This window comes from Kitasatospora sp. NPDC051702 (assembly GCF_040681575.1).
In the GTDB taxonomy this organism is placed as follows: Bacteria; Actinomycetota; Actinomycetes; order Streptomycetales; family Streptomycetaceae; genus Kitasatospora.
In genome coordinates, this window is the sequence record NZ_JBFAZB010000010.1 from 1 (window position 1) to 12,758 (window position 12,758).

A 12,758-nucleotide genomic window follows, 5' to 3' on the forward strand; every position below is an offset into this window, starting at 1 on the left:
ACCGCCGGCGGCGAGCTGCTCGCCGTCCACGTGACCAGGAGCGACGGCCTGGCCGGCGCCTCCTCCGGTGCGCTCGCCCAGCAGCGGCAACTGGTGGAGACCCTCGGCGGCAGCTATCACATGGTCGTCGGCGACGACATCCCCACCGCGCTGCTGGCCTTCGCCCGCGCCCACGACGCCACCCAGCTGGTGCTCGGCACCAGCCGCCGCGGCCGGGTCAACCGCTTCCTGACCGGCCCCGGTATCGGGGAGACCACCGTGGACGCCTCCGAGGACATCGACGTCCACATGGTCACCCACGCGTTCACCGGCCGCGGCCGGCTGCCCTCGCTCGGCCGCCGCCACTCCCGCCGCCGCACCGTCGCCGGCTACGCCGCCGGGTTCGCGCTGCCCTGGCTGCTGACCGCCGTGCTCTCCCAGGCGCACGAGAGCATCAACCTCACCACCGACGCGCTGATCTTCCAGCTCGGCGTGGTCATCGTCGCGCTGCTGGGCGGTGCCACCTCCGCCCTGCTGGCCGCGGTCACCGCCTCGCTGCTGCTCAACTACTACTTCATCCCGCCCATCCACACCCTGACCATCGGCGAGACCAACAACATCGTCGCCCTGGTGGTCTTCGCGGCCGTCGCACTCGCCGTCTCCACCGTCGTCGACCACGCCGGCCGGCTCACCAGCAGGGCCGCCCGCGCCACCGCCGAGGCCGAGACCCTCTCCACCCTGGCCGGCAGCGTGCTGCGCGGCGCCGACGCGCTGCCCGCCCTGCTGGAGAAGTCCCGGACGGCCTTCGGCATGCGGACGGTCGCCCTGCTCTCCCGGGCCGACGGCGAGGTGATCGCGCACTCCGGGGCCGGGCAGCCGGACGAGGACGGCGCCCCCGTCGAGACCACCGAGGTCCCGGTGGCCACGGACGCCCTGCTGGTCCTCACCGGCCGCCGGCTGCCCGCCGCCGACCAGCGGGTGCTGACCGCCTTCGCCGCCCACGCCGCCGCCGCCCTGGAACGCGAGCGGCTCGCCGTGGTCGCCGCCGAGGTCGAGCCGATCAAGGCCGCCGACCGGATGCGCACCGCCCTGCTCGCCGCCGTCAGCCACGACCTGCGCACCCCGCTCGCCGCCGCCCTCGCCTCGGTCGGCTCGCTGCGCAGCCCCGACGTCGAGTTCTCGCCCGAGGACCAGGCCGAACTCCTCGCCACCGCCGACGAATCACTGGTCAAACTCACCCGTCTGGTGGACAACCTGCTCGACATGAGCCGCCTCCAGGCCGGCGCCCTCACCCTGCACCTCACCGGGACCCACGTCGACGAGGTCCTGCCCCGGGCGCTCGACAGCCTCGCCGACCCGTACGCGCCGGTCCAGCCGCTCGACCTGGAGACCGCCCCGCCGGTGCTCGCCGACCCACCCCTGCTGGAGCGCGTCCTCGCCAACGTCATCACCAACGCGCTGCGCCACAACGCCCCCGGCGCACCCGTCCTGGTGACCGCCAGCCACCACGCCGACCAGGTGGAGATCCGGGTGATCGACCGCGGCCCCGGCATCGCGCCCGAGGACCGCGACCGGGTCTTCCTGCCCTTCCAACGCCTCGGCGACACCGACAACACCACCGGCGTCGGCCTCGGCCTGGCCCTCTCCCGCGGCCTCGCCGAGGCCATGGGCGGCAGCCTGGAGGTCGAGGACACCCCCGGCGGCGGCACCACCATGCTGCTCACCCTGCCCGTCGCGACCGCGGAGGAGCCCGTCCATGAGTGAGATCCTGGTCGTCGACGATGAGCCGGCGCTGCTGCGCACCCTGCGGATCAACCTCAGCGCCCGGCGGTACGCCGTCCGCACCGCGGCCAGCGGGGGCGAGGCGCTGGACCGCGCCGCGCACCGCGCCCCGGACGCCGTGCTGCTCGACCTCGGCCTGCCGGACCTCGACGGCATGGACGTGCTGCGCGGCCTGCGCACCCGCAGTGCGGCGCCGATCATCGTGCTCTCCGGCCGGTCCGGCGCCGCCGACAAGGTGGGCGCCCTGGACGCGGGCGCCGACGACTACCTGACCAAGCCGTTCCTGATGGACGAGCTGCTGGCCCGGCTGCGGGCGGTGCTGCGCCGGCCGCCGGTCGGCGCCCCGCCGGGCCGGCCGGTGATCGGAGACCACACCGTCGACCTCACCGCCACCACGGTGACCGGCCCGCGCGGCCCGGTGCGGCTCACCCCGACCGAGTGGCGGATCCTCGCCCTGCTGGTGACCAACCCCGGCCGGCTGGTGCCCGGGCGGCAGATCCTGCGCGAGGTGTGGGGGCCGGCCCAGGAGGGGCGCGGCAACTACCTGCGGGTCTACCTGGCCGGGCTGCGCCGCAAGCTGGAGCGCGATCCGGCCCGGCCGCGGCACCTGATCACCGAGCCGGGGATCGGCTACCGGTACGAGCCCTGAGCCGGGAGCCCTGAGCCGGGAGCTCTGAGCCCTGAGCCGGGCCGGGGCTGAGCCGGGAGCCCCGGGCCGGTCCGGTCCCGTCGCGTCAACGGCCCGTCAAGAGCGGTCCCGCGGGCGACAGGGGGGCGTCAAGGCCGGTCGGGGGCGGTGCTCCGTGGGCGTAGTGTCGGTGTCGACCGAGCGGGACCGGCTCCTATGTGGGGGAGGCCCGGGACCGCTCCAGCCGCCCGTCGAACGGCGGCCAGTAGTGGGGGAGGGGCGCGCAGCCAAGGCTGCGCGCCCCTTGGGCTTCCCCGGCTTCGCAGGCTTCCCCGGCTGCCCGGCCCCGGGGCCGCCGCCGGGCGGGATCCGCCCGACGGGATCCGCGGGACGGGCGCTAACCCCCTCCGGTGCTCCCCGACTGCCGGGGCAGCGCCAGCGCCACGGTGTCCGCGAACTCCCGTACCGCGCTGGTCCGGCTGACCACCCGTCCGCTGTGCACCACCAGCCGGCTGTGGCCGCCCGCGAGCGCCCCCGTCAGACTGTCCCCGCGCACCGCCAGCAGCTCCGCCGGGAACCCGGCGTCCACCCGGACCAGCGGCAGCCCGAGCGCGCTGCGGGCCTGGTTGGCCACCGCGTCGTACGCCGCGTCGGCGTCCAGCTCCCCGCTCGCCGCCAGCAGGTAGGCCGCCTCCAGCGGATCCGCCCGGCCGACCGGGTTGGACGGGTCCCGCAGCGCGCCGCTGCCCGCCGCCAGCGGCACCCGGGCCTCCACCAACTCCCGCAGCAGTCCTGGGCGCAGACCCGACGAGCGGCCCTCCAGTCCGGTGCAGCCGCCGTTCTGCGGCAGGCACACCACCCGCACCCCGCTGGTGGCCAGTGCCGCGGCGGCGCCCCGGGCCAGCGCCCCGCACGGGCCGAGCGTCACCCGGGGCCGCAGCGGGGCCAGCGCACCCGCCAGCCTGGCGAGTCGTGCGTGGTCCGCGGCCGTGGTGTGCAGGTCCACCGGGCAGTCCGCCTCCCGGGCGGCGTCCAGCAGCACCTGGACGTACCCGGCCGGGTCCGGATCCAGTTCGGGGCAGCCGCCGGCCGCGGTGGCGCCGAGTTTGAGCGCGTCGCGCAGCTGCGCCCGGCCGTCCGCGCCGGCCCGCCCGGTGAGCAGCCGGGGCATCGCCACCGCCTGGAGCTCGGCCAGGCCGCGCAGGGCCTGCCGCGCGGTGAGCACCGCCTCCAGCCGGCGCAGCCCGTGCACGTCGCCGATCCGGACGTGGGTGCGCTGGGCGGTGGCGCCGTAGCCGAGCGAGGTGAGCGCGGCCTCGGTGACCCGGCGGGTGAGGTCGGCGGGGGTGTCCGGAGGCGGGGCGGGCAGGGCGGCGGAGAAGGCGGTGTCGTAGTGGGCGTGCGCCTCGGCGGGGGCCGGCAGCAGCAGGTAGCCGGTGAGGTCGATCCGGGCGCCGGTGGTCACGGTGGGGGCGCCTGGCAGCGCGGGCAGCGGGCCGAGGCTACCGACCGTGCCGACGGCCTGGATCCGGTCCCCGCTGATCCGGACGTCCACCACCCGGCCGTCCGCGAGCCGGGCGCCCGTGAGCAGGAGGACGGGGCCGTGCCCGAGCGGGTTGGCCGCCGGGCCGGGGCCGGAGTGCGGCCCGTCGGCGGCTGAGCTGTCCATCGCCGGCTCCTTCCCGCCCTGGCCCGTCCGGTCGGCCGGACCGTGCTGGTCCCGGGCCGTCCCGGTCAATGAGGGTCGAGCCTATGGCGCGAGGGCGCGGGGTGCCGGGAGGCGGGCAATAGTCGTATCGGGTCGGGCCGTGCGGCTCCGGGGCCGATCGAACGCGGGGCCTTGGATCGTTCGTCCGTGCACCTCGCCGACCTGCGGACTTCGCGTCGGGATACGGATTTCACCTCTGGGCGCGAAACGTGTAATCTCTTCCTCGTTCGCCCCTATAGCTCAGTCGGTAGAGCGTCTCCATGGTAAGGAGAAGGTCTGCGGTTCGATTCCGCATGGGGGCTCTGGTGAGAAGCAGTCAGCCTCGGCTGTGCTGCGGATCACCGTGGCGGTGTAGCTCAGTTGGTAGAGCAAGCGGCTCATAATCGCTGTGTCACCGGTTCAAGTCCGGTCACCGCTACCCCGCGTAGTCGGTCGGGAGATCGCACTCCCGGTCGGCTACTCTTGTTGTGTTCTTATTCGTTGTCCAAGGAAGGCACTCCCGTGGCTGCCACCGACGTCCGCCCGAAGATCACGCTGGCCTGCGTGGAGTGCAAGGAGCGGAACTACATCACCAAGAAGAACCGGCGTAACGACCCGGACCGTCTTGAGATGAAGAAGCACTGCCCCCGCTGCAACTCGCACACCGCGCACCGCGAGACCCGCTGACCCTCACGCAGGGCATCATCGGGCCTGTGTGAATTCAGGTCTTGAACTCCGGGCCGCATCCCTCCAGGGGGGTGCGGCCCGGAGCTTTTTCGTATCCACCCGCTTTTCGAGGAGCTGCCATGGCGCTCGACCCCTCCTTCATCGGGCGGACCTACCCGCCCACCGAGCCGTACGAGGTGGGCCGGGAGAAGATCCGCGAGTTCGCGATCGCGATCGGTGACGCCAACCCGGCGTTCACCGATCCGGCGGCGGCGAAGGCGCTGGGCCACTCGGACGTGATCGCCCCGCCGACCTTCCCGTTCGTGATCACCTACCGGGCGGCCTCCCAGGTGGTCGAGGACCCGGAGCTGGGCCTGGACTACAGCCGGGTGGTGCACGGGGACCAGAAGTTCGCCTACACCCGCCCGATCCTGGCGGGCGACCGGCTGACGGTCGCGGTGACCATCGACAACATCAAGTCGCTGGCGGGCAACGACGTGCTCACCGTGCGTGGCGAGGTGTCGGACGCGATCGGCGAGCACGTGGTGACGTCGGTCATGACGCTGGTGGCCCGGGCCGCCGACGAGGCGGGGGAGTGAGCACGATGGCGATCAGCTACGACGAGGTCGAGGTCGGCACCCAGCTGCCGGCGCAGTCCTTCCCGGTGACCCGCGACACCCTGGTGCGCTACGCGGGCGCCTCCGGGGACTTCAACCCGATCCACTGGAACGAGAGGTTCGCGCTGGAGGTCGGCCTGCCGGACGTCATCGCGCACGGCATGTTCACCATGGCCGAGGCGATCCGGGTGGTCACCGACTGGGTCGGCGACCCGGCCGCGGTGGTCGAGTACGGCGTCCGCTTCGTCCGTCCGGTCCCGGTGCCGAACGACGGGGTCGGCGCGGTGGTCGAGGTGTCGGCCAAGGTCGCCAAGCTGCTGGAGGGCCGCCGGGTGCAGGTCGACCTGCTGGCCACCACGGGCGGGCAGAAGGTCCTCGGGATGTCGAAGGCCGTCGTCCAGCTCGGCTGAGGCCGGGGCGCGGCACGGCCGCCCCCGTCCCGTCCGCCGCGACGGGGCCCGCCCGACGGGTTCCCGCCGCGGCCGCGGCCCTTGCCTGGATAGTGATTGGCCACTAACTTGGATCCCATGGCGAGGGCGAGCATGCGGATGAGTGCGGAGGAGCGGCGCGAGAGCGTCGTCCGTGCCGCGATGATCGAGTTCGCCAGGAGCGGCTACCGGGGGACGTCCACCGAGACGATCGCCCGCCGGGTGGGCGTCTCGCAGCCGTACCTGTTCCGGCTGTTCCCGGGCAAGCAGGCGATCTTCAAGGCCGCCGCCGACCGCTGCATCGAGGAGACCTGGCAGGTCTTCGACGAGGCGTCGGCCGGGTTGACCGGCGAGGCGGCCGGCGAGGCGATGTCCCGCGCGTACCTGGGGCTGGTCGAGGACCGCGAGCAGCTCATGATGCAGATGCAGCTCTACGTCTCGGTGTTCGCCGGTGACACCGCGGACGAGGACGAGATCGGCGAGGCCGCCCGGAAGGGCTGGCTGGACCTGTTCGACCGGATCAGGATCCGGCTGGGCGGCGACACCGACGAGGCGACCGCCTTCATGGCCTACGGCATGCTGATCAACACCCTGGTGGCGCTGGGGTTCCCGCGGGAGCACCGGATCTGGGACGGCTTCGGGCGGGGTGACGAGGGACACGCCGAAGGGTCGGGCGAGGAACACGCCGAGGGGTCGGGCGAGGAACACGCCGAGGGGTCGGACGAGGGGCCCGAGGGGCTGGTCGAGGGACCGGCCGGGGAGCAGACCGAGTAGGACGCCGGGTGTCGGCCGTGCGGCGGAGTCCGTACGGCCCTCTTTCGGCCCGCAGAAGTTATTGATCAATAACTATCCAGAGTGAACTGGGGGAGTCATGTCGGAGAAAACGGAGGCGCCGGGCCTGGGCAGGCTCGGTGTCTGGACCCTGGTGATCACCAGCGTGGCGGGCTTCATGGCCAGCCTGGACAACCTGGTCGTCACCACCGCACTGCCCTCCATCCGGGAGGACCTCGGCGGCGGCCTGTCCGACCTGGAGTGGACGGTCAGCGCCTACACCCTGGCCTTCGCGGTCCTGCTGATGTTCGGCGCCGCGCTCGGCGACCGGTTCGGCCGGCGCCGGATCTTCCTGATCGGGCTCACGCTCTTCACGGTCGGCTCCGCCGCGGCGGCGCTGTCGCCGGGCATCGGCGCGCTCATCGCCGCCCGCGCCGTCCAGGGTGCCGGGGCCGCCGTCTCGATGCCGCTCACCCTCACGCTGCTCACCAACGCGGTGCCCGCGGCCAAGCGGGGCCTGGCCTTCGGCATCTGGGCGGGCGTCAACGGCCTCGCCATCGCCACCGGGCCGCTGGTCGGCGGCATGCTCACCGAGCACTTCTCCTGGCAGTGGATCTTCTGGGTGAACGTCCCGGTCGGCCTCGTCCTGGTGCCGCTCTCCGCCGTCAAGCTCCGGGAGAGCCGCGGCGCCAGCCCGGCGCTGGACGTGGCCGGCACCGTCCTGGTCAGCCTCGGCCTGTTCGGCGTCGTCCTCGGCCTGATCCGCGGCAACCCGGACGGCTGGACCAGCCCGCTGGTGCTGCTCTCGCTGGTCGCCGGCGTCCTGTCGCTGGCCGCCTTCGTGCTGTACGAGCAGCGCTGGGCGAAGCACCCGATGCTGCCGATGCGGCTGTTCCGCAGCCGGGCCTTCTCCGCGGTCAACGCCTCGGGCCTGCTGATGTTCCTCGGGATGTTCGGCTCGATCTTCCTGATCAGCCAGCACCTGCAGACCGTGGGCGGCTACAGCCCGCAGGAGGCCGGCATCCGGATGCTCCCGTGGACCGGCATGCCGCTGATCGTCGCCCCGATCGCGGGCATCCTCGCCGACCGCTTCGGCGGCCGCCCGATCGTGGTGACCGGGCTGCTCCTGCAGGGCCTCGGCCTGGCGCTGTACGCGGCGATCAACGGCGCGGCCACCGGCTACGACTACGCCTCCGAGGTCCCCGCCGTGGTGATCTGCGGCATCGGCATGTCGCTGTACTTCGCACCGACCGCCGCCCTGGTGATGGACAGCGTCGCCCCGGAGGAGCAGGGCATCGCCTCCGGCGCCAACAACGCGCTGCGCGAGGTCGGCGGCGCGCTCGGGGTGGCCGTCCTCTCGGCGGTGTTCTCGGCGCAGGGCGGCTACACCTCGGAGCAGTCCTTCGTCGACGGCCTGGTGCCCGCGCTGTACGTCGGCGCGGGGGTGGTCGTGGTGGCGGCGCTGTGCGCGATGCTCCTCCCGCGCCGGGTGAAGCCCGTCGCCTCCGCGGCGCCCGCCGGGGAGAACACCGCGGACACGAAGGCCGAGGCGGACGCGAAGCCCGAGCAGGCCGAGCGGGCCGAGCAGGCCGGGCAGACCGAGCAGGCCGAGGCGGACGCGAAGCCCGAGCGGGCCGAGCAGACCGAGACCGCGAAGACCGCGAAGACCGCGAAGGCCGGCGAGCCCGCGGACGCCGGGGCCGCCGACCGGCCCGTCCCGGCCGAGGCCGCCCGCGGCTGAGCACCGGGTCCACCGGGGGGAAGGGGTGCCGGACGGCGCCCTCTCCCCCCGTACGCTGGTGGGCGTGCTGGTAGAAAACGACGCCCCCCTCGCCCCGCTGACCACGCTCCGGCTCGGCGGCCCGGCCCGCCGCCTGGTGACCGCCCACACCGACGACGAGGTGATCGCCGCCGTCCGTGCGGCCGACGCGGCCGGCGAGCCGCTGCTCGTCCTCGGTGGCGGGTCCAACCTGGTGATCGGCGACGCGGGCTTCCCCGGCACCGTGCTGCGGATCGCGACCACCGGCTTCGCCCTGGACGGCACGGTGCTGGAGCTGGCCGCCGGCGAGGTGTGGTCGGAGGCGGTCACCCGCGCGGTGCGCGAGCACGGTCTGGCGGGCATCGAGTTCCTGGCCGGCATCCCCGGCTCGGCCGGCGCGACCCCGGTGCAGAACGTCGGCGCGTACGGCCAGGAGGTCGCCCAGTCGATCACCGAGGTGGTCGCCTACGACCGGGCCGCCGACCGGGTGGTCACGCTCACCGGCGCCGAGTGCGGCTTCTCCTACCGGCACAGCCGCTTCAAGGCCGAGCCGGACCGCTACGTGGTGCTGCGGGTGCGCTTCGCCCTCGCCGACCACGGCGGCCTCTCCACCCCGGTCAAGTACGCCGAGGTGGCCGGGCACTTCGGCGTCGAGCAGGGCGAGCGGGTGCCGCTGGAGAAGGCCTACGAGGCGGTGCTGGGCCTGCGCGCCGGAAAGGGCATGGTGCTGGACCCGGCGGACCACGACACCTGGTCGGCCGGCTCCTTCTTCACCAACCCGGTGCTCACCGCGGCGCAGTACGAGTCGTTCCGGACCCGCCCGGGCACTGAGAACGCCCCCGCCTACCCGGCGCCGGAGGGCCGCACCAAGACCTCGGCCGCGTGGCTGATCGACCGGGCCGGCTTCGGCAAGGGCTACGGCGGCGGCCCCGCCACGCTCTCCACCAAGCACACCCTGGCCCTCACCAACCGGGGCTCGGCCACCGCCGAGGACCTCCTGGCGCTGGCCCGGGAGATCCGGGACGGGGTGCGGGAGGCCTTCGGGGTCGAGCTGGTGAACGAGCCGGTGATGGTCGGGGTCAGCCTGTAGCGCCGTGCGGGCCGGAGCCGTCCGCCAGCCAGGCGTCCACGTCCGCCAGCAGCTCCTTGCGGACGGCCTCCGGTGCGCACGAACCGCGCACCGACTGGCGGGCCAGCTCGGCCAGTTCGGCGTCGTCGAAGCCCAGGACCTCGCGGGCCAGGAGGTACTGGTCGGCCAGCCGGCTGCCGAACAGCAGCGGGTCGTCGGCGCCCAGGGCCAGTGGCACGCCGGCGTCGAAGAGCCTGCGCAGCGGGACGTCCTCGGGGCGCTCGTAGACGCCGAGCGAGACGTTCGAGGACGGGCAGACCTCGCAGGTGATCTGGCGGTCGGCGAGCCGGGCCATCAGCCGCGGGTCCTCGGCGGCGCGGACGCCGTGGCCGATCCGGCCGGCGCCCAGGTCGTCCAGGCAGTCCCGGACGGACTCCGGCCCGGCCAGCTCGCCGCCGTGCGGCGCGGCCAGCAGCCCGCCCTTGCGGGCGATCTCGAAGGCCCGGTCGAAGTCCCGGGCGAGTCCGCGGCGCTCGTCGTTGGAGAGGCCGAAGCCGACCACGCCGCGGTCGGCGTAGCGGACGGCGAGCCGGGCCAGGGTCCGGGCGTCCATCGGGGACTTCATCCGGTTCGCCGCGACCAGGACGCGGATGCCGGTGCCGGTGGCCGCGGCGGCCTGCTCCACGGCGTCCAGGATCAGTTCCAGTGCGGGGATCAGCCCGCCCAGCCGGGGCGCGTAGGAGGTCGGGTCGACCTGGATCTCCAGCCAGCGGGAGCCGTCGCGGCGCTCGTCCTCCGCGGTCTCCAGGACCAGCCGGCGGATGTCCTCCTCGTCCCGCAGCACCGAGCGGGCGGTGTCGTAGAGGCGCTGGAAGCGGAACCAGCCGCGTTCGTCGGTGGCCCGCAGTTTGGGCGGCTCGCCGGAGCTGAGCGCCTCCGGCAGCCGGACGCCGTGCTTGTCGGCCAGCTCCAGCAGGGTGGCGGGCCGCATCGAGCCGGTGAAGTGCAGGTGCAGGTGGGCCTTCGGGAGGCCCCTGACGTCTCGCGGGTTCAACAGGCGTTCCATTCGCCGATACTGCCGCATCGGGCCCCCCGACGGGAACCGCCCTCCTTCCGTCCCCCGAAGGGGTGAAGGAGGGCGGTCGCGGGTTGATCCCGTACCCGGGGCGACGTCAGTCGCGGGCCTCGCCGAGCAGCTTCTGCAGCCGGCCGATGCCCTCGGCCAGGTCGGCGTCGCCGAGCGCGTAGGAGAACCGCAGGTAGCCGGGGGTGCCGAAGGCCTCGCCCGGGACGGCCGCGACCTCGGCCTCGTCCAGGATCAGCGAGGCCAGCTCGCTGGAGCTCGCCGGGCGCCTGCCGCGGATCTCCTTGCCGAGCAGGCCCTTGACGGACGGGTAGACGTAGAACGCGCCCTCGGGCTCGGGGCAGTAGACGCCCTCGATCTCGTTGAGCATCCGCACGATGGTGCGGCGGCGGCGGTCGAAGGCGGTGCGCATCTCGTGCACGGCGGACAGGTCGCCGCTGACGGCGGCGATCGCGGCGCGCTGGGCGACGTTGGAGACGTTGGAGGTGGCGTGCGACTGCAGGTTGGTCGCGGCCTTGATGACGTCCTTGGGGCCGATCACCCAGCCCACCCGCCAGCCGGTCATCGCGTAGGTCTTGGCGACGCCGTTGACCACGATGCACTTGTCGGCCAGCTCGGGCAGCAGGGCCGGCAGCGAGGTGAAGGTCGCGTCGCCGTAGACCAGGTGCTCGTAGATCTCGTCGGTGAGCACCCAGAGGCCGTGCTCCAGCGCCCAGCGGCCGATCGCCTCGGCCTCGTCGCGGGTGTACACCGCGCCGGTCGGGTTGGACGGCGAGACGAAGAGCACGACCTTGGTGTTCTCGGTGCGGGCGGCCTCCAGCTGCTCGACCGAGACCTTGTAACCGGTGGTCTCGTCCGTCACGACCTCCACCGGGACACCGCCGGCCAGCTGGACCGACTCCGGGTAGGTGGTCCAGTACGGGGCCGGGACGATGACCTCGTCGCCCGGGTCCAGGATCGCCGCGAACGCCTCGTAGATCGCCTGCTTGCCGCCGTTGGTGACCAGGATCTGGGCGGCGTCCACCTCGTAGCCGGAGTCGCGCAGGGTCTTGGCGGCGATCGCGGACTTCAGCTCGGGCAGGCCGCCCGCCGGGGTGTAGCGGTGGTTCTTCGGGTCGCGGCAGGCCTCGACGGCCGCCTCGACGATGTAGTCCGGGGTCGGGAAGTCGGGCTCGCCGGCGCCGAAGCCGATCACCGGACGGCCGGCCGCCTTGAGGGCCTTGGCCTTGGCGTCCACGGCGAGGGTCGCGGACTCGGCGATCGCGCCGATCCGGGCGGAGACCCGGCGGTCGGCGGGGCGGATGGAACGGTCGGGCTGCGGGGTGGAAGCGCTCATGCCTGCATGGTCGCAGAACCGGCACGGGCCGGGGGGCGCGGTTTCACCATCCGTACCCGTCCGTCCACATGGCGGCGGACGCCGATCCGCCGGTGATCATGCGGGCATGCCGGACATATGCCGGGCAACCAGCGCACCCGGAAGAAGAGGTTCGACCAAACACCCCTCGACCACGTACACTCACTGCTCGACGGCCCGCCGAAAAGACCGGAGCTTCCACCACCTGTGCAGACAGTGGGGGGAGATGCGGTAGGTTGGTCGCTACGGAGCCACGAGGCACCGTAGGGCAATAGCTCAATTGGTAGAGCACCGGTCTCCAAAACCGGCGGTTGGGGGTTCAAGTCCCTCTTGCCCTGCTGCTTGATCCGCTTTCAGCCCGTTCGCTCCACAGAGCGAGCGGGCTTGATGCGGAGAGGGCACCGATCAGCACCGCTTAGCCGGACGCTCGTGCCCCATCGGGTACGTCTCGCTCGGCAGGACCCGGATTCAGGTGAGGACGAGTGACGGAGACCACGGGCTCCACCGCAACGCCTGAGAGCGGCAACCCCGAGGGTGCCGACGGCGCTGCCGAGACCACCTCTGGCGAGGGCGGCGACTCGCGTCGCGACCGCAAGCGCGCCGACAAGAAGTCGGGCAAGCGCGGCAAGAAGGGCCTGTTCGCCCGGATCGGGCTGTTCTACCGCCAGATCATCGCCGAACTGCGCAAGGTCGTCTGGCCGACGCGCAACGAGCTCACCAGCTACACGGCCGTCGTGGTCACGTTCGTCGTGGTCATGATGGCGATCGTGGCCGGACTGGACTACGGCTTCTCCAAGCTGAGCCTCTGGATCTTCGGCTGACCTGGCCGCCGCACCTTCGAAACAGCTTCCCGACCCGGGCCGATCCTCGGCCCGGGTCGTGCTGTCTGCGCCGGACGTACGCGGCCGCTACCGTTGACTCGGTACTGTTGAAG

General features: G+C 73.2%; 12 protein-coding genes and 3 tRNA genes. 12 read left to right on the forward strand and 3 right to left on the reverse strand.

The window, feature by feature from the left end:
- A partial coding sequence (locus AB0N04_RS11325) for an ATP-binding protein (protein WP_363364037.1) occupies positions 1 to 1,743 on the forward strand: 1,743 nt, incomplete at its 5' end.
- Complete coding sequence (locus AB0N04_RS11330; RefSeq protein ID WP_360209214.1) at positions 1,736 to 2,410, forward strand: response regulator; 675 nt, start codon at positions 1,736 to 1,738, stop codon at positions 2,408 to 2,410. The genes AB0N04_RS11325 and AB0N04_RS11330, both read left to right, overlap by 8 nt.
- Positions 2,411 to 2,786: 376 nt before the next feature.
- Here AB0N04_RS11330 and AB0N04_RS11335 read toward each other — a convergent pair whose 3' ends face one another.
- Complete coding sequence (locus AB0N04_RS11335; RefSeq protein ID WP_360209211.1) at positions 2,787 to 4,058, reverse strand: hydrolase; 1,272 nt, start codon at positions 4,056 to 4,058, stop codon at positions 2,787 to 2,789.
- 268 nt (positions 4,059 to 4,326) lie between these two features.
- Between AB0N04_RS11335 and AB0N04_RS11340 the strand changes: the two genes are divergently transcribed.
- From AB0N04_RS11340 to AB0N04_RS11375, 8 genes are all read left to right on the forward strand, one after another.
- Positions 4,327 to 4,399 (forward strand) — tRNA-Thr (locus AB0N04_RS11340).
- A 43-nt stretch (positions 4,400 to 4,442) separates the two neighbouring features.
- A tRNA-Met gene (locus tag AB0N04_RS11345) sits at positions 4,443 to 4,515 on the forward strand.
- 83 nt (positions 4,516 to 4,598) lie between these two features.
- On the forward strand, positions 4,599 to 4,763 hold the full coding sequence (gene rpmG / locus AB0N04_RS11350) for a 50S ribosomal protein L33 (protein ID WP_006604855.1): 165 nt from the start codon (positions 4,599 to 4,601) through the stop codon (positions 4,761 to 4,763).
- 119 nt (positions 4,764 to 4,882) lie between these two features.
- Complete coding sequence (locus tag AB0N04_RS11355; RefSeq protein WP_360209208.1) at positions 4,883 to 5,341, forward strand: MaoC family dehydratase N-terminal domain-containing protein; 459 nt, start codon at positions 4,883 to 4,885, stop codon at positions 5,339 to 5,341.
- Positions 5,342 to 5,346: 5 nt separating this feature from the next.
- Entirely contained in the window at positions 5,347 to 5,769 is a 423-nt protein-coding gene (locus AB0N04_RS11360) for a MaoC family dehydratase (protein WP_360209206.1), read from the forward strand.
- 117 nt (positions 5,770 to 5,886) lie between these two features.
- On the forward strand, positions 5,887 to 6,561 hold the full coding sequence (locus AB0N04_RS11365; RefSeq protein WP_360209203.1) for a TetR/AcrR family transcriptional regulator: 675 nt from the start codon (positions 5,887 to 5,889) through the stop codon (positions 6,559 to 6,561).
- Positions 6,562 to 6,658: 97 nt separating this feature from the next.
- Positions 6,659 to 8,299: an MFS transporter gene (locus tag AB0N04_RS11370; RefSeq protein WP_360209200.1), complete on the forward strand. Its 1,641-nt coding sequence runs from the start codon at positions 6,659 to 6,661 to the stop codon at positions 8,297 to 8,299.
- Between the two features lie 64 nt (positions 8,300 to 8,363).
- Positions 8,364 to 9,407 (forward strand): UDP-N-acetylmuramate dehydrogenase, encoded by a 1,044-nt coding sequence (locus tag AB0N04_RS11375; protein ID WP_360209197.1) that lies wholly within the window; start codon positions 8,364 to 8,366, stop codon positions 9,405 to 9,407.
- Here AB0N04_RS11375 and AB0N04_RS11380 read toward each other — a convergent pair.
- Together AB0N04_RS11380 and AB0N04_RS11385 are read right to left on the reverse strand one after the other, a co-directional pair.
- Complete coding sequence (locus AB0N04_RS11380; protein WP_360209195.1) at positions 9,397 to 10,452, reverse strand: adenosine deaminase; 1,056 nt, start codon at positions 10,450 to 10,452, stop codon at positions 9,397 to 9,399. The two genes, AB0N04_RS11375 and AB0N04_RS11380, sit on opposite strands and share 11 nt — an antisense overlap.
- 106 nt (positions 10,453 to 10,558) lie before the next feature.
- Positions 10,559 to 11,806 carry a pyridoxal phosphate-dependent aminotransferase gene (locus AB0N04_RS11385; protein ID WP_360209192.1) on the reverse strand — a complete coding sequence of 416 codons (1,248 nt, stop codon included), beginning with the start codon at positions 11,804 to 11,806 and terminating at the stop codon, positions 10,559 to 10,561.
- Positions 11,807 to 12,089: 283 nt separating this feature from the next.
- Here AB0N04_RS11385 and AB0N04_RS11390 point away from each other — a divergent pair.
- A tRNA-Trp gene (locus AB0N04_RS11390) sits at positions 12,090 to 12,162 on the forward strand.
- Between the two features lie 144 nt (positions 12,163 to 12,306).
- The gene (secE, locus tag AB0N04_RS11395) at positions 12,307 to 12,645 is read left to right on the forward strand and encodes a preprotein translocase subunit SecE (RefSeq protein WP_360209190.1); all 339 of its coding nucleotides are present in this window, start codon (positions 12,307 to 12,309) and stop codon (positions 12,643 to 12,645) included.
- The last annotated feature ends 113 nt before the right edge of the window (positions 12,646 to 12,758 follow it).